The organism is Phormidesmis priestleyi ULC007, from assembly GCF_003003695.1.
GTDB lineage: Bacteria > Cyanobacteriota > Cyanobacteriia > Leptolyngbyales > Leptolyngbyaceae > Phormidesmis_A > Phormidesmis_A priestleyi_A.
The window spans coordinates 203,410-219,993 of sequence record NZ_PVWG01000002.1; the positions used below are offsets into that span (position 1 = coordinate 203,410).

Annotated in this window: 19 protein-coding genes; 9 read left to right on the plus strand and 10 right to left on the minus strand. The window is 47.5% G+C overall.

Annotation, left to right across the window (positions count from 1 at the left end; genetic code table 11):
• The first annotated feature begins 30 nt into the window (after positions 1–30).
• Positions 31–1,308: a hypothetical protein gene (locus tag C7B65_RS03295; protein WP_073069470.1), complete on the plus strand. Its 1,278-nt coding sequence runs from the start codon at positions 31–33 to the stop codon at positions 1,306–1,308.
• Positions 1,309–1,320: 12 nt separating this feature from the next.
• Here C7B65_RS03295 and C7B65_RS03300 read toward each other — a convergent pair whose 3' ends face one another.
• The gene (locus tag C7B65_RS03300) at positions 1,321–1,833 is read right to left on the minus strand and encodes a hypothetical protein (RefSeq protein WP_223257275.1); all 513 of its coding nucleotides are present in this window, start codon (positions 1,831–1,833) and stop codon (positions 1,321–1,323) included.
• 25 nt (positions 1,834–1,858) lie between these two features.
• Between C7B65_RS03300 and aroA the strand changes: the two genes are divergently transcribed.
• Positions 1,859–3,205, plus strand: a complete 1,347-nt coding sequence (gene aroA, locus C7B65_RS03305; RefSeq protein WP_073069472.1) for a 3-phosphoshikimate 1-carboxyvinyltransferase — start codon at positions 1,859–1,861, stop codon at positions 3,203–3,205.
• 258 nt (positions 3,206–3,463) lie between these two features.
• Here aroA and C7B65_RS03310 read toward each other — a convergent pair whose 3' ends face one another.
• Both C7B65_RS03310 and C7B65_RS27610 read right to left on the minus strand, forming a co-directional pair.
• Positions 3,464–3,865, minus strand: a complete 402-nt coding sequence (locus C7B65_RS03310) for a fasciclin domain-containing protein (RefSeq protein WP_073069473.1) — start codon at positions 3,863–3,865, stop codon at positions 3,464–3,466.
• A gap of 21 nt (positions 3,866–3,886) precedes the next feature.
• Entirely contained in the window at positions 3,887–4,060 is a 174-nt protein-coding gene (locus C7B65_RS27610; protein WP_181314321.1) for a hypothetical protein, read from the minus strand.
• Between the two features lie 113 nt (positions 4,061–4,173).
• On the opposite strand from C7B65_RS27610, the gene C7B65_RS03315 reads away from it, so the two are divergent.
• The gene (locus tag C7B65_RS03315) at positions 4,174–5,100 is read left to right on the plus strand and encodes a LysR family transcriptional regulator (protein ID WP_073069474.1); all 927 of its coding nucleotides are present in this window, start codon (positions 4,174–4,176) and stop codon (positions 5,098–5,100) included.
• Positions 5,101–5,142: 42 nt separating this feature from the next.
• Here C7B65_RS03315 and C7B65_RS03320 read toward each other — a convergent pair whose 3' ends face one another.
• A complete protein-coding gene (locus C7B65_RS03320) occupies positions 5,143–6,336 on the minus strand; it encodes a Coenzyme F420 hydrogenase/dehydrogenase, beta subunit C-terminal domain (RefSeq protein WP_073069475.1) in 1,194 nt (397 codons plus the stop codon).
• A gap of 44 nt (positions 6,337–6,380) precedes the next feature.
• On the opposite strand from C7B65_RS03320, the gene C7B65_RS03325 reads away from it, so the two are divergent.
• On the plus strand, positions 6,381–6,695 hold the full coding sequence (locus C7B65_RS03325) for a DUF6737 family protein (protein ID WP_280523171.1): 315 nt from the start codon (positions 6,381–6,383) through the stop codon (positions 6,693–6,695).
• Between the two features lie 435 nt (positions 6,696–7,130).
• Here the strand turns inward: C7B65_RS03325 and C7B65_RS03330 are convergent, their stop codons facing one another.
• Positions 7,131–7,607 carry a TPR end-of-group domain-containing protein gene (locus C7B65_RS03330; RefSeq protein ID WP_073069604.1) on the minus strand — a complete coding sequence of 159 codons (477 nt, stop codon included), beginning with the start codon at positions 7,605–7,607 and terminating at the stop codon, positions 7,131–7,133.
• A gap of 206 nt (positions 7,608–7,813) precedes the next feature.
• Positions 7,814–8,377 (minus strand): hypothetical protein, encoded by a 564-nt coding sequence (locus C7B65_RS03335; protein ID WP_073069476.1) that lies wholly within the window; start codon positions 8,375–8,377, stop codon positions 7,814–7,816.
• A gap of 169 nt (positions 8,378–8,546) precedes the next feature.
• On the opposite strand from C7B65_RS03335, the gene C7B65_RS03340 reads away from it, so the two are divergent.
• From C7B65_RS03340 to C7B65_RS03350, 3 genes are read left to right on the plus strand one after another with little or no spacing between them, the layout of a single operon-like run.
• A complete protein-coding gene (locus C7B65_RS03340) occupies positions 8,547–8,921 on the plus strand; it encodes a DUF433 domain-containing protein (protein WP_073069477.1) in 375 nt (124 codons plus the stop codon).
• On the plus strand, positions 8,918–9,313 hold the full coding sequence (locus C7B65_RS03345) for an ACP S-malonyltransferase (protein ID WP_073069478.1): 396 nt from the start codon (positions 8,918–8,920) through the stop codon (positions 9,311–9,313). Before C7B65_RS03340 ends, C7B65_RS03345 begins: the two co-directional genes overlap by 4 nt.
• 60 nt (positions 9,314–9,373) lie before the next feature.
• Entirely contained in the window at positions 9,374–10,120 is a 747-nt protein-coding gene (locus C7B65_RS03350; RefSeq protein WP_073069479.1) for an endonuclease/exonuclease/phosphatase family protein, read from the plus strand.
• 12 nt (positions 10,121–10,132) lie between these two features.
• Here the strand turns inward: C7B65_RS03350 and C7B65_RS03355 are convergent, their stop codons facing one another.
• Entirely contained in the window at positions 10,133–10,771 is a 639-nt protein-coding gene (locus C7B65_RS03355) for a Uma2 family endonuclease (RefSeq protein ID WP_073069480.1), read from the minus strand.
• A gap of 167 nt (positions 10,772–10,938) precedes the next feature.
• Here C7B65_RS03355 and C7B65_RS03360 point away from each other — a divergent pair, with 167 nt between their 5' ends.
• Positions 10,939–12,270, plus strand: coding sequence for a 16S rRNA (cytosine(967)-C(5))-methyltransferase (locus tag C7B65_RS03360; protein WP_073069481.1), 1,332 nt, complete (start codon positions 10,939–10,941; stop codon positions 12,268–12,270).
• 22 nt (positions 12,271–12,292) lie between these two features.
• Entirely contained in the window at positions 12,293–12,706 is a 414-nt protein-coding gene (locus C7B65_RS03365) for a tellurite resistance TerB family protein (RefSeq protein WP_073069482.1), read from the plus strand.
• Positions 12,707–12,720: 14 nt separating this feature from the next.
• On the opposite strand, the gene psb35 is transcribed toward C7B65_RS03365, so the two are convergent.
• The 3 genes from psb35 to chlG form a co-directional block, all read right to left on the minus strand.
• Entirely contained in the window at positions 12,721–12,924 is a 204-nt protein-coding gene (psb35, locus tag C7B65_RS03370; protein ID WP_073069483.1) for a photosystem II assembly protein Psb35, read from the minus strand.
• A gap of 93 nt (positions 12,925–13,017) precedes the next feature.
• On the minus strand, positions 13,018–15,324 hold the full coding sequence (locus tag C7B65_RS03375; protein ID WP_106253898.1) for a transglycosylase domain-containing protein: 2,307 nt from the start codon (positions 15,322–15,324) through the stop codon (positions 13,018–13,020).
• A gap of 221 nt (positions 15,325–15,545) precedes the next feature.
• Entirely contained in the window at positions 15,546–16,568 is a 1,023-nt protein-coding gene (chlG, locus tag C7B65_RS03380; protein ID WP_073069485.1) for a chlorophyll synthase ChlG, read from the minus strand.
• Positions 16,569–16,584 lie beyond the last annotated feature (16 nt).

Consider the following 16,584-nt stretch of genomic DNA (forward strand, 5'->3'; position numbering starts at 1 on the left):
AATATTAGGGATCGCTAACATTTATTTATCATGACCGCCAATTTTCTTCAACAGCCCTGGGTAGGAACGATCGCGTTTATTTGCTTGATAGGAACATTGCCTGGACAAGCCGCAACTTCACCCGTGCCTCAACCGAGTCCTGTCGGAAAGCCTGCACCTCAAAAGCCACCGTCTCAACCCGACAAGTTTCCGCCTAGCCCGCTAGAGTTGACGGCACCTGATCCTCTATTGCCGGGAGGATTGCAGCGTCCTTTAAGTGAGTCGGAGCGCCAGAAGCTTGGCACTGCTTTGGATGATCTCAACGCCCAAGCGATCGCAAAGTATCGATCGGGCGATATTATCAACGCCTTTGAGATCTGGAATCGCGAATTGCGCTTGCGTCGAGCGTTAGGTTTGTTGAATGAAGTCGAAGCACTGGGTCGGGTCGGCGATATCGCCTGGAAGCAAAATCAGCCCAATCAGGTGATTGTGATCACGAGACGGCTGCAAGCGATTCAGAAGCAGGTGCAAGCCCCAAGCGCCAAGACAAATCTGTCAGAGCGTCCTCAAATCTTGCAGGCCCTAGGGACGGCCTATCAACTGGTGCGATCGCCCGGTTTGGCAGTCAGCGTCTATGAGCAGATGCTAGCAGAAGCTCGTCAGCGCAAAGATGCCACCGAAGAAGTGAGTTTGCTCAACACGATCGGGCAACTGCATCTCAGTTGGTTTGACTACCCCAAGGCGACAGCAACTTATCAAGAATTGCTCACCCTTTCTCAGGGGCAGCGCGATCGAGCGGGTGAAGCCTTCTATCTCAATCAGCTTGCCTATGTTCATGAACAAGCCAAACAACCTGCTCAAGCCATTCCATATCAGCAGCAACTCGCTGATCTTTATCAAAAAAATTCACAGCCTGAGTTGCTTCCCGCTCTCAAAATCAGAATCGCCGATAACTACGCAACGAGTGGTCAGATCAATTTAGCCGAGCAGAACTATCAGGAAGCCTTTAAGCTGGCACAACCCGTCTTTCAACTGGCATATGCAGGGGATGCTTTGCGAAAATTGGGGGTGCTGTATCGCTCCAACGATCGCTTAGATGCCGCTTTGCAGGTTTATGAATATCTAGCTGGAGTCGAGCAGCAGGCCTATGACACTTATGGACTGATGGATACCTACGATCAGATTGGACAGATTCATCTGGCGCGCAAAGCCTATCCACAAGCGTTGACTGCGTTTAATCAAGGGTTAGCCGTGGCAAAGCAACTCAACTACCGAACCGATTATTTCACCAGTCAAATTCAGCAAGTGGCTCAGAAAACTGGGCAATAGTGCTTGAATCTGCTAATCGGCTTGAATGTCTAAGTTCAACACATAAGAGCCTAGTTGAATCTTGTCTGACCAAAGTTCATATTCTAAGTGCAAGCGCTCAGGCAGAGTCTTGCCATCAAGGTTTAGCCGACGCGTAAAATTGCGAAGCTGTAGCTGACTGCCCAGCCCAGCCTGACCGCCTTGCAGCCAATAGCGGCTGATGCCATAAACGCCGCGCTCCCAGTGGTGACGATAACTGAGCTTGCCATCGCCCTGCATCGTCATGGTGATGCGGTAGGGAGACATTTCTAACCACAACAATCGAGGCGTGGATGGCTGATTCTGGGTTGATGGCTGATCGCGCTGCTCGTGATCCACTGCGACTTTAGGCTCGGTCAACAGCAGATGAAACCGTTCTTGATCTCGCTGATAGATTGTGGCGATCGCCTGCACGTCAGACCAAACAGGCAAGTCTGTAGACACGATCGAAAGCGAGACAAGTCTGTGATGGTGGGTCAGCATGGAATGGTAGGATGACTTACGCATTGCGATGTCAGTCTAGCTGATCCCCATGACAACTCCTACTTCGATCGCTTTAAAGATTACTGACCAGCAGCATGAGTTAATCATCAAAAGCACAGGGCAAGCACTACACGGGCGAATTCGAGTGCCGGGAGACAAATCGATTTCTCATCGATCGCTGATGTTAGGTGCCCTCGCTGAAGGGGAAACGATCATTCACGGGTTGTTGCTGGGTGAAGATCCGCGCAGCACGGCAGAGTGCTTTCGGGCAATGGGAGCAACGATTTCAAAACTTAATGCAGAAGAAGTGCGGGTGAATGGCATCGGGTTGGGCAATCTGCAAGAACCTGAAGATGTGCTTAACACTGGGAACTCTGGGACTACAACTCGATTAATGCTGGGGATTTTAGCGTCGCATCCAGGCAAGTTTTTCACGGTGACGGGCGATCGCTCGATTCGTTCTCGTCCGATGTCTCGCGTCGTTAAACCTTTGCAGCAAATGGGCGCACAGATTTGGGGACGTAACGAAAATTCCCTCGCACCTTTGGCGATTCAAGGACAGGCTTTAAAGCCGATTCACTATCATTCTCCGATCGCCTCTGCCCAAGTCAAATCCTGCATTCTCTTAGCGGGGCTGATGACTCAAGGACAAACAACCATCACCGAACCTGCTCTCTCACGCGATCACAGCGAACGGATGCTCAGAGCATTTGGGGCAGAGTTGAGCGTTGATTCCGAAACCAATAGTGTCACGATTACCGGACAAGCCCGACTTAAAGGACAAACCGTGATCGTTCCGGGAGACATCAGTTCGGCAGCATTTTGGCTCGTGGCTGGGGCGATCGTCCCCGGTTCTGATTTGACGATCGAGAATGTCGGTGTGAATCCGACTCGCACTGGCGTGTTAGAAGCCTTGGCACAAATGGGCGCAGACATTGCTCTCGAAAATCAGCGCGAAGTTGCCGGAGAGCCTGTTGCAGATCTGCGAGTGCGTCACAGCAAACTCAAGGCTTGCACGATCGCCGGAGATTTAATTCCTCGCCTGATTGACGAAATTCCGATTTTGGCAGTCGCCGCCACCTTTGCCGAAGGAACCACCGTGATTCGAGACGCTGAAGAGTTGCGGGTCAAAGAGAGCGATCGCATCACCATCACTGCAACTCAACTTAATCTCATGGGAGCCAGCATCACCGAGTTGCCCGACGGTATGGAAATTGTCGGCGGCAAGTCGTTAAGGGGGGCTGAAGTCGATAGTCATACTGACCACCGGATTGCGATGAGTTTAGCGATCGCGGCGCTCAACGCGACGGGTGTCACAACTATTCATCGTGCAGAAGCGGCGGCGATTTCTTATCCTGATTTTACCGCCACTTTGCAACAAGTGACCCCAGAGTGAACCGCAAATCTACGTATCGGCACGGCACTGCCGTGCCCAGAGTCGTTCCAAGTAACCAACGTGATGTAATTCAACGTGAGTTCGACGAGTTTTTTCGCTGCGTTGTCAGCGGCTTCTGCCCCCTAAATCCCTCAATTTGGGGGACTTCAAGCCAAAATTCCCGGTTCAAAGTCCCCCAAAATTGGGGGACTTAGGGGGCTTCCCGAATTCATCATCGGAGTGAACCACTTCTATCGAACTCACGTTAATTTACGATCGCTAACCCATTAAAATCACCGTATCAATAACATGGATCACGCCGTTATCAGCTTCGATGTCGGGAGCGATCACGGTAGCATTCTTTACCTCGAAACCATCGGTGAAATTTAGTTTAATGGGCGAACCTTCGAGCGACGTGACAAAATCGAGCTTCTCTAAATCAGCTTTTGTATATTTTCCAGCCACCACATGAAAGGTCAAAATTCGAGCCAGCTGAGGAATATTTTGCACCAGGGTTTGAATCGTTCCGGGTGGTAGTTTAGCAAAAGCATCGTCCGTCGGCGCAAACACCGTAAACGGGCCGGGACTCTTGAGCGCATCTACTAAGTTAGCGGCTTTGACGGCGGTCACTAACGTATTAAAAGATCCTGCACCAACAGCAATGTCAACGATATCAGCCATAGTAAATATAAAATTGAGAATCTACAGGAGAAACGGATTTGCGATCGCGACCAGATTTTGAACCTGATTAGAAAAGCGCTGCACGTCAGAGGTGAAGGTGCCAGTCTGCGATCGCTGCAAGTCAGAAACCCGCAATAGCTGGGCAACGGCTCCAACAAAACTTTGAATCGTGCAACGCTGATTGGAAGGGAGCATATGCTCTTATGGATTATCATATCTACAAAATTCATAGTGAAAAGTCATTGTTATCAATAGACGCAATAGACTTTTTTCTATGAGTAGATGCTTATCGCCAGGAGCCATTCGCCTTGCAGAACGCTACCCTCCACCAACTCAAAGTCTTTGAAGCGGTTGCTCGTCACAGCAGTTTTACCCGTGCTGCCGAGCAACTATTTCTGACTCAGCCAACAGTTTCAATGCAGGTCAAGCAGTTGTCAAAAACGGTAGGTTTGCCACTGTTTGAGCAAGTCGGCAAACGCCTTTATCTGACCCCTGCTGGCAAAGAACTTTATGCTACCTGTCGAGATTTATTCGATCGCATTGCTCAATTTGAGATCGCGATCGCTGACCTTAAAGGACTCAAACAGGGCTGTTTGCGAATCGCCGTTGTCACCACTGCAAAATATGTGATTCCTCGCATTCTCGGCCCGTTTTGTCAGCGCTATCCCGGCATTGATATTTCTCTGACGGTGACTAATCATCAATATGTATTAGATAGTCTCAACGACAACCGCGACGATTTATATATTCTCAGCCAGTTGCCCGAAGATTCTGACGCGACGGCGCATTCATTTATGGAAAACCCATTAGTGATGTTAGCCCCGCGTAATCATCCTCTTGCTCACGAGAAAAACATTCCCCTAAAGCGGATTGCTGAAGAACCTTTGATCATGCGAGAACCAGGTTCGGGCACACGCAAGGCGGTGAAACAACTGTTTGACTCCCAGGGGTTGCTGATGAAAGTCAAACTCGATTTGGGCAGCAATGAAGCCATCAAACAAGCGATCGTAGGCGGCTTAGGGCTTTCGGTGCTCTCTAAACACACGCTGGCGCTGGAAGGACTCAATAACCAGTTGATGATCTTAGATGTCGAAGGCTTTCCGATCGAGCGCTATTGGTATGTGGTTTATCCATCAGGCAAACAGCTATCCGCGATCGCGCAAGCTTTCTTTGACTATTTGTTGAATGAGGGCAAACAAGTTGCTGAAGAAACGGCGTTTGAGAAACTGCTCTAAAGTTTGGGGTTTGAATGGGAATTCCTCACTCAAACCTCAAAATTAGTCTGGTAGTTTATATTGCCCTACAATCCGTTTTGCGTAGTCTGGGACGTGCTGCTCTAGCTTTTCGGGGTAGTTGCGCTTGACATATAAATAGTTGCGGGTGAAGTGAGAATCGATCGAGAATCGCGCATACTCCAATCCCTTAGGGCCGATTTTCTCGATTACCACACCCATCAGTTTGGCTGCCCACATCGGCAAAGTCACACCTTTATCATAGGCAGGAATGCTTTGCTGGACGGCGTTTTTGCGATCGCCCTGCGACATCACAGGCTGAGTTTCGATTTGGTCTTGCACTAAATCGAGCATTTCTTGACCGCGATCGTTTCGCACCACAATCCACTGCCAGCCAAAGGGCGCGCCCATATATCCAACCACCAGATCTGATAGGGAATTTACATAGTCAAAGCAACTCAGGCACGAGGGCGCGAATACGTCTTTAAGCTCATTGGTTTTTAAGCCAAAGAAGGGCACCAATTCAGTCGAGCCATCTTCATGCTTAAAATGCACCTTAAAGTCTTGCATAAACTCGTAGTAGACGACTGTATCGGGCGATCGGCTCGTCGTATCTAAAAATTTCTGCAATCCTGCGCGGGTCACATTGTCGGTGCAGGGAGTGCCCAACACGTAAAGCTTTTCGAGTCCTAGCTGCTGTTCGACGGCTCGAAGGGCTTGAATCTGACAGCCGACTCCGATCGCTAACAATCGCTTCATTCCAGACTGTTCGATCTCTTCTAAAATCGACAAATTTGGCGAAAGCGTCGGTTTATTCACTCGTGCAGCCAAAATATCTTCAGGTGTGCGAGCAATGACAGGTTTAGGTTGAAAGCGATCGTCCTCACTATTTTGCACACAGACGACTCCTTCAACCATGCCGCGATTCAGCATTTCAATGGCGATCGCACTCACAATCCCCGTCCATTGCGCTCCTGGAATCGGTTCTTTTTTCCGCGCTGCCATCATGTCTTGACTCACGCCAAAATACCAATCGTCCTGGTTTTCTAAATCGCGACTGCGCCCGTGAACGGTTTCTTCGAGGGCGGCAATCTGTTGATTGAGAAATGCACACGCATCTTTAACATAGTGAATATAGTAGGTGTCACACAGCCCACACTCGCTGCACAGTTCTTTAGCAGGGCGACGGCTAGACGATTTGAGGGCTTTTGCCTTTTTGTGAGGATGCGCCAGAGTCATGGGAGGGCAGATTCTATAAAAGGTCACTTGATCACAATAACCTAATGCTGTCGCCTGAAATCGTCTCTGATTGCTATCTTGAACAGAGTGACGTTTATGAATTGCGATCGATGCAGCCTGATATCAACAAATCCTCTAGCGTTTGGGACTATAAGCCTTGGTGGTGTCGACCCTGGTCAATTTTGCTGACCGGAGTCACGTTGATTAGCGGCAGTTGGATTGTGTTTAAAGCGATTTGGGTGACAGTGCTGGTGGCGATTCCGATTTTGACCTGGATGGGCTTTTTTCTGTTGGTTTATCCAAGGTCAATGGCTGAAAGTGGCGTGTTGCAGGTGCAAGAGGAAAGCGATCGGATTTGATTTGGGGGCACTCGGATGAAATTTTTAGTGAATAAAGGCTTTTTTATTATATTGATGCGTTTTGTTGTTTGCAATTAGCGATCGCTTATACAAAACTTGAAAACGAAATATAAATATAACTATTTTTTACAGCTTTCTTGATCTCGTCTTTAAATACAAGAGTTTGCTTATCCGATCGTTGATTTTGTAATCTGTTCAAGGATTTCGTTTTTGTGTACACAATTTTGCTTACGCGTTTAAGTATTTCTTAGCGGATTATCGCTTGAAGAAGTGCAGCAACTTCAACAAATAGATAAGTTTTCGCCGAAATGAAGTTGATGAGATTTATGTACATAGGTAACAAGGCTATTTTTCTGAATCTGCTGATAAGCATCATTCCTAGCATTCTGTTTAACTAGCAAGCAAATTCTGATTGATCGTCACAAGCCATCATACTTAATTCCTCAATAATTTCTGAAATTGCTCATCGTTCCTGATTGGCTTAAAATCAGAATCTTCTTGTGCCATATTCTTATATTTTCCATCGGATGCTGTAAGCTCAACCGCTTTTCGTAGACTTTCGATCGCCGGTTCAATTTTGTTTAGTAATGCCAAATAACAAGCTTTGTTGTACCAAGCTCTTGCATAATTAGGCTTAATTTTGATGGCTTGTTCACATGATTTAATCGCATCGTCATATTGTTCTTTGCGTCTGAGAGCAGCACCTTGCTCAACCCATGCAGAATAGTATTTATCGTCAATCTCAAGAACCTTTTTATGTGCCGCAATTGCCTCATCGTATCTTCCCAACCATCTCAGCGCTTTTCCCTTACCTAGCCAAGCATCGGAGGAGTTAGAATTTGCTTCGACTGCTTTCTCATAAGCATTAAACGCTTTTTCATACTGGCGACCATAATAAAATATTTTCCCCAAAGTTACGAAATCCTTTTCTGTGCATGACTCAGGCAAAATTAGGGTACTTAATGTTTTTGCTAAGTCTCGAAATTGTTCCTTTTGGTCGGGTGCGACCTCTACCTGATACTAAAGTGACTCAAGCCTCCTGCTGATAAGGTTTTTGAACGATTTCACAGTAGTCTTTTTGATTATTCATTGATCAATTTTACAGGCACTCAAAACCCTTATGGAGCAAAAGGTAATCGGTTTTTTCCAATGTATCGGATGGAGGTCGCACCCTTTTGGTCAGGCGTAACACTCTCTTCAAAGCTTAGAGTTGAGTAGGTTGGAAGCACCAAGGACATAAACAGAGCTACAGTTTCTTTCTGCAAATTGATAATTGTCTTCCTTGTTTTCTCGATATCATCTCCAGTTTTTCGCATATACTCTTCTTTAAACTCCTTTTTCCACCTATCAGCTAATACTAGCCCTGCTGTACTTCCAAATAGCACAGCGACTAGGGAAGCGATCAGAGAGATAGAGCCTACAGAAGTGGTAAATTTTTCGTTAACTTTGTTTTGAATATAAAGCTCAACCTGATCTTTATTATCTTTCTTAAGCCGATCAACCTCCTCTCTAGTCGTCCGATATATTTTGTCCTCGATTGCTTTATCTTGCTGGGTTAAACTCGTAGAAGGTTGTGTTGACGATTGAGATGGATTTATTGGTTTAGGTTGAGCGACGATAGCACTTGCAGATAGAAGGCAAAAAGATAGCACCGAAGAAAGGAGTTGCAAAGAAACTTTCATCTTTGATTAATGTAAATATGGTGACTTGCTATGCTCTACACGAAGAAATTTTGATTTTCCGTATATTTTTACGATTATTTAGAGAAAAATCGATATAGACAGAATAGATATCGCTCCGGGTAGGTTTGGAGCCAGTTACTATAGAGCTAACTTCTAGAAGGTTGTGGCTATGACTCCAAGACCCAACGAGCAAGTTAATATTGTCCGTACCGAGCGAGGATTGACGATCTCTGGAACACGCATTACTCTGTACGACGTGATGGATTATGTGACAGAACATTATCCACCTAAATTTATTCGCACCATGCTCGACCTTACGGATGACCAAGTGAATGCTGCTTTGTCCTACATTGATGCCCACTATGCAGAGGTTGAAGCAGAATATTATCTTGTTCTCCAGCAGTCTGAAGAGCTACGGCGGTATTATGAAGAGCAAAATCGCGAACGAACTGCACGCATTGCATCAAATCCTCCTAAACCAGGAACAGAAGCAATCCGAGCAAAACTTCAGGCAGAAAGAGCGAAGCTTGAGTCGCAGGCATGAAATTTCTGGTTGATCATAATTTAAGAGGGCATTCTGTTGTCTTAGCAGGCAGTCTTACAGCGAGTGGATGGCTTGACTTAATCTCTATATGCTTCGTCTTGTTTGAAGAAGTAGGGTTAGCGATCACTAGCGATGATCGCGTTGTTTGGCAGTGCGCTCAAACTAATGAAATGATTCTCCTGACCGCTAATCGGAGCATGAAGGGAAAAGACTCGTTAGAACAAGTGATGCGAGAAGAAAACACTTCCATATCGCTTCCTGTCGTGACGATCGGAAACATCGATCGATTACTGGTTGAACCAGATTATCGAGAGCGCTGTGTCAACCGTTTGGTTGATATCGTCGTTGACATCGAAGACTATCGGGGCGCAAGGCGAATTTTCATCCCGTGACGCAATCAATATTTGAGTTGGTGGTTAATATAGTCTTGAAGTGATAAATAATACATTGCTATGAATTCATCCCCTCAGCTTCGCATTGCTACTTGGAACCTGGAACGCCCCAAACAAAACGGTTGGGTTAAAAATCAGCGTCGTCTTGATAAAATTCGTGAGATTGATGCAGACGTGTGGGTGCTGACTGAGACGAATACGGCGATCGCGCTTCCCAGTGATTGTGAGGCTGTCACATCAGCTTCCATTTCTGGATATCACGCAGCAGGTGAAAATCTCTCAACAATTTGGTCACGCTTGAAAGTGCTGCGTTCTATTCCCACATTTGATCCAGCTTGGGCGGTTTGTGCTGAGGTAGATTCGCCACTCGGAGCCATGATTATTTATGGAACCGTGATTACTTTCGCTAATGATAAAGGAATGAGTGGAACTGCAAAGCGATGGGAAGAACATCGTCGATTCATTCAACGGCATCATGAGGATTGGTTGCGGATTCAGAAACAGTATCCCAATCATTTAATGTGTGTTTCGGCTGATTTTAATCAGAGTCGAGATCAGTCAGGTTGGTATGAAGAGAAGCAGTCAGTTGAGATGCTGAGTGCAGCCTTACACGATCTTTCAATGGTCTGTGTGACTGAGGAAAATCTGCAACTTAAAGGATTCTCTCGATCGACCGTTGATCATATCTGTTTGTCTGAGCGTTTAATTTCTCACCAGGTAGAAGTAGGGGCTTGGGAAGGCACAACACAAGAAGATGGAAAGATGAGTGACCATAACGGTGTGTTCGTAGATCTACGGCGTGAGTGAAAAGTGAAATCTCTATTCTTTTCCAAACTCTGATATTAACCAAGCAACAACCTGACTTTGATTGGTTTGACGAGATTGCTGCAATGCTGTTTGAAGTAAAGAGATTTGCAGCTTAGGTAATACTTTAGATTCCGTAATCCGATAGCTACCTTGGTTCTCAATTGCAAACGCCAGCACTCGAACATTTTTCACATCCAAGACCCAATATTCCTTGACCCCCAAATCTTCGTAGAGCAATCGCTTTGCACCTTGATCGTCAGCGAGAGAAGTATTTGCGACTTCGATGACCAAATCAGGAGGTGGATAGGTGTCTAAGTCGATAATAGTAGTCCCCCAAGGAATCGCTTCAGCATTGGCTCCGATGTAATACGCAATATCGGGTTGAGCCTCCTCAAACTCTACTTTACGGAATGTGCAGTTTGTTAACCCTTGAGTTGGAATGGCTTTGAGACCGCAAAATAAGTTGACTGTAAAACTCGCGATCGTATTGTCGGCAGCATGATCATGCCCAAGGGGAGCCATTTCAATCCTCATTCTGTGGTCATAATAATATCCTTTAGCTTTTGCATAAGCCTGATGACCAATCACTTGCAGATACTCTTCCCAAGTGGCGCTAACCCATGTGTCGGTGGAAATTTGAACCTGTTGCATATCTATACGCGGCACATCAAATGAGGATATTCACACGCTATCACACCGTTAGAGTTTGAATTCGAGATGAGCTTTAAAACACAGATCACGACTGATTTGACTGACAATCTCTCGAAGCTTCATTCTGATTGCTATTCTGAATATGGCAATTTTAGAACATCGCTCTCTTGACCCAAACCTCTCGCCAACTCGCATTTCTTGCCCTCCGCTTAATCAAAAAAGGCGCTTTTGCAGATGTCGCCGTTGACAAAGTGCTGCATCAGACCGAATTGAGTGCGGTCGATCGCCGCCTGCTGACCGAACTAGTCTATGGCTGTGTGAGACGACAGCGAACGCTAGATACTCTGATTGACCAGCTTGCAACCAAAAAAGATCAACCCCCAGATCTGCGAATCATTTTGCATTTGGGATTGTATCAACTGCGCTATCTCAATCAAATCCCGGCATCGGCGGCGGTCAATACCACTGTTGAGTTAGCCAAGCAAAACGGATTTTCAGGGTTAACTGGATTTGTCAACGGATTGTTGCGGCAATATCTGCGCGCTAGTGAAGCCAGCGATCCCCTAAAACTACCTGACGATCCGATCGAGCGATTAGGCGTTTTGCACAGCTTTCCAGATTGGATTGTGCAAGTTTGGCTCGATCAGTTTGGGCTGGCAGAAACCGAAAAGCTCTGCGAGTCTATGAACCAGCCGCCTCACATTGATCTGAGGGTGAATACGCTGCGATCGTCCCTCTCTGAAGTCGAAGCCGCGATGCAGTCTGCGGGCATCCCAGTCGAGCGAGTTCCCCATCTGCCCCAGGCGTTGAGATTGCCGCAAGGCTCAGGGGCAATTCAAAATCTACCTGGCTTTCAAGAAGGCTGGTGGATCGTCCAAGACAGTAGCGCTCAACTTGTGGGCTATCTCGTCGATCCGCAACCAGGCGAAGTCATTGCAGATGCGTGTGCGGCTCCAGGCGGAAAGACTATGCACCTGGCAGAATTGATGCACGATCATGGCACGGTTTGGGCCTGCGATCGCACGCCTTCTCGCCTCAAACGATTGCAGCAAAATGTCGATCGGCTGGGTTTAAAGTCGATTCAGATTTGCATTGGAGACAGCCGCGACTTGCCGCAGTTGGTTGGACAGTGCGATCGTGTTCTCATTGATGCGCCTTGCTCTGGCTTAGGCACTCTCAATCGCCACGCTGATGCTCGTTGGCGACAAAATCCCGAAACCGTTCAAGAACTCTCTCAGCTTCAGAGAGAAATTCTCAATCACACGGCATCTTGGGTCAAGCCAAAGGGCAGTTTAGTTTATGCAACCTGTACGCTTCATCCTGTTGAAAATGAGTCAGTGATTCAAAACTTTTTGAGTCAGCATTCTGATTGGAGGATTGAGCGCCCAGAGTCTGATGCAACGATCGCGCCATTTTTGCAACCTGAAGGTTGGGCGAAAGTATTGCCCCATCAGCAAGTCATGGATGGATTTTTTATGATAAGACTAAAGCGGGTGTAAGACCGGGAGAAATGATAAACCGATGGCAACTGATATTAAAACGCTGATCAAAATTTTAGTTGGGGTCGCTTGGCTCGACGGCAAAATCCAGCCCGAAGAGCGGCAATATCTGCATCAGATTACCCAAGAGAAAGGCATGGCAAACGATCGCGAAATTCAGCCACTTTTGCACGAACTCCGAGCAGTGAAGCCAGAAGAATGCTATCAATGGCTGCGAGATTATCTGGGTGAGCGTCCCACCTCTGAAACCTGTCAAAACCTAATCGAGTCGATTAGCGCTCTAATCTACAGCGATGGGACGGTAGCGATCGAGGAAGCCAAACTGCTCTCAAGATTGCAGCTAATCGACACAGGCAATGATACCCCAGAGCGTTTCTATAACAAAGTTTTGTCTGCGCTCCGCAAAGTTTATCAGCGTTGGCTGACTGAACTGTAAAAACTCAGATCGGTTTACAGACCCGGAGTTTCTTCTTTTTTGACTTCTGGCACCACGTCAGGGCGCTCTTTATCTTCCCAACCCACTGGGCGCTTAGAGTTATACCAGGCAAGCGACCCAAAGGTAACGGCGGCAATGAATCCCACTACATAAACTACAGTGGCAGACACCGGAAAGTTCATGCCGCCGTAATTAGACACATCCATAAGAATACTCATTTGCACAATTCCTCAAATATTTTACTAGGGTCAGGATATTAGAGTGAGTTTATCAATACATCCACCACAGGTTTGATTCGCTCAGTTTATCTTCTAGTTCCCTGGTGGGGGTAGTGGGTCTGAAGAAGCAGGAGCCGGATCTAACGGAGCTTCTCGTCGAGGAGGTGGCTCTGGTAGGGGAGCCGCTGACTCTGGAGGAGGCTCTTCTTGACGAGGGGCTGGCTCTGGTGCCGTCTCAGCCGGGGGTGGATCGGCAGGCACAGATTCATACGATCGCTCAGATCTTGGCTCTGAATAACTGCTTTCGGGGGCATCACCGCTTTGACTTTGAGACTCATCCGGGTCAGCAGATCCGCCTAGCGATCGTGTGCGATTGGGTTTGACGGGTTCAGCTTTGAGGCTACCCTTGCGATCGTCCAAATTTGCAGGAATCTCTGGAAACTTCTGAATCGGCATCCCCTCGACGGAGGCTTTCATAAATTGGTGCCAAGCATAGGCGGCGGTGCCACTGCTGCCCCAAGTCGGGCTATTGTCATCGTTGCCCAACCACACCCCTGCCACCAGTTGAGGAATATAGCCAATAAACCAGAGATCTCGCGCTTTCTCAGAAGTGCCTGTTTTGCCTGCGACTGGTCGATCGATTTGAGCGGGTCGCCCTGTGCCATCAGAAACAACGTTTCGCAGCATCCAGGTCATAATTGCGGCAGTTTCGGCATCAAGGACTTGTTTACTTTTAACGTCAGCTTGATAAAGCACTTTGCCCTTGCTGTTGATGATGCGACGAATGCCGTGAGGCTCGATCGCTTTCCCCTGAGCCGCCAAGGTGCCATAAGAACTGACCAACTCTAGCAGGTTAACTTCATAAGCACCCAAAGCCATCGAGTAAGTAGGATTCAGCTTTGAATGAATTCCCATACTCTCGGCAGTTTTAATTACGGGGTTGAAGCCGACATCAATCAGAGTTTTAACTGCAATCACATTCACCGATGCCGTCAACGCATTGCGGATGTTCATCCAGCCTTTGTATTTGTTGCTGTAATTTTTGGGCTGGTAGCCGTCTACCACAAATCGTTCGTCTAAGTAGGAACGATAGGGAGAAAACCCAGCCGCGATCGCCGTTGTGTAGACAAATGACTTAAAAGTCGAACCGGGCTGTCGCTGGGCTTGAGTGGCTCGGTTAAACTGACTTTCTTTATAAAAGTCGTAGCCGCCAACCATCGCTCGAACTTCACCACTGCGGGGATCGATCGCCACCATTGCCGCTTGTTTAAAGTTTTCAGCAGAACCCTCTACTTCAATGGCATCTTTGATCGCTTTGTCTGCCGCTTTTTGAAACTTCGGACTGAGTGTCGTTTCTACCGTGATTCCGCCTGCTTCGAGTGCCGCTTTTGAGATATATTTCGGCAACTGCTGCTGCACATAATAGGTGAAGTAAGGCGAATCACTTTCTATTTTCTTGGGCGAACTCGGCTTAATTTTCAGGTCTTCAGCTTTTGCAGTTTCAGCTTCCGCAGGCGTGATATAGCCTGCCTCAACCATTTTATCAAGTACCACATTGCGACGCTCACGAGCCTTTTCTAAGCTGACTATGGGCGAATAGAGGCTCGGCGCGGGAGGAAGTCCGGCGATCGTAGCAGACTCTGAGAGCGTCAATTGATTGACCGACTTGCTGAAATAAATCCAAGCCGCGTCGCCGACCCCATAGGCGTTAGAACCCAGATAAACCAGATTGAGATAGCGTTCTAGAAGCTGTTGCTTATCAACTTCTCGCTCTAGTTTTTGGGCGAGTAGAGCCTCTTTGACTTTGCGTCCGATGCTGCGATCTTGGTTAAGAAACACCACGCGAGCCAACTGCTGCGTGATCGTGCTGCCGCCTTCGACCAAACTGCCGGAGGTCAGGTTACGCCCGATCGCTCGCACGATCGCCTGATAGTCAACGCCTGTGTGTTCATAAAATCGGCGATCTTCTGAGGCAATAAACGCATTGATTAAAGGCTTAGGAATTTGGCTGATCGTCAGCTTTTCGCGGGTTGCCGGCCCTAGCTGGTGCAAAACGGTGCCATCTGAAGCTTTGATCGTGAGGGTGCCGGGGCGCGAAAACACAGCCAAATCAGCAGGGTTGGGCAGACTACGATCGATCTGCCAGGTGGCAATTTTAAAAACTCCAAAGCCTCCTACCAAAATCCCTAGCCAAAGAAGTCGCCGACGTACGATAGGATTCTTGAGCGGAGGAGGCAGCTTTTGCTCAAATTCATTTAGCTTTCCGCCCGCTTTGTCGAAGCGTGCCTGCCACCCTGGTAGCCGAAGATTATTTAGCAACCTTGTAAATCTGCGGTTTTTTCGGGCGCGTCGATCGCGTCGTGCGATTTGCCGATTTTGATCATTTTGTCCATCAGTCATGGCTTCCAGCCTGGTTGCTTGGGAGTTATGGGTAGATCTGCCTGTAGAGTTTGAGTCATCCTTTGTCATGATCTGCGACTCATCTCACCAAGTTTTTTGGATCAAAATATTGGGATCGCAATTCTGAGACTCAGATTGACCGAAAGCGCTCAGATAGTCAACCGTATGCATCAAAATGTGATGACTTCTGCCTGGTGACCTAGAGCCTATGTTAAAGCGGCTTAAATTGCAGCATGACCAAATGCTAAGGCAGCCACTAACATTCCTAGCACCAAAAAGGGTTGAGCGCTTGCCTGATATTTCACATCGTTTTTGAGCGGATCGCGCAGGAAATACATATCCTGAAAAGTAATTTGCGGAATTATCAGCAGAATTAGAATGACCGCGTACAAGTTTTGATGAATGCTGATCAAATAAGCAGCAATTCCGGCTTGAAACAGGTCGATCATCAAAACGCAAATCCAGGCAGCGTTAGTGACTCCAAACATCACAGGGAGCGATTTGAGTCCGAGTTGACGATCGCCCTCCACACTCTTGAAGTCATTAATAATCGCAATTCCTAACCCAGAAAAGCTATAGAAGAGAGTCAGCAGCACGATCGTGCTATCCAACTCGCCAAACAAAGCGTGACCCGTCCACCAAGGGATTGCAATATAGCTAGCACCGAGCGCAAAACTGCCCATCCAGCCATTTTGCTTGAGCTTGAGCGGCGGCGCAGAATAGATGTAAGACAAAAAAGAACCGCCGATCGCCAACGCTGTAATGGTCGGAAATTCGTGCCCCGCCCATTGATCAAGCGCATAAGCAACGCCGATCCCCGCCAGCAGCAGCACCCAAATCTGAATTACAACTTGAGGCAAAGAAATTGCACCAGAGGGAATCGGGCGATAGGGTTCGTTGATGGCATCAATGTCACGATCGTAATAATCATTGAGAATCTGCGTGTAGCCCGTTAATAAAGGCCCTGCTAACAGCATGCAAGCGGCTGAAATCAGCACATTTTCTAAAGTCCAGGTATAGTTGCCCGATGAGGCTGCACCGCAGATAATTCCCCACATGAGCGGAATCCAGGTGATCGGCTTCATCAACTGCAATCGGATCTTCGTCATCGAAGCCCCTTTTACATCGGCTCCTTTCATGCCGAGGAGTTGACGAGTTTTTGCGCTGCGGTCATCCGCTACAACTCCCGGCAAAGAGTCCGGGGAACTAGAAGTCACTTCAATCTCAGGGGATGAGTCAGACATAACGAAAGATTGTGAA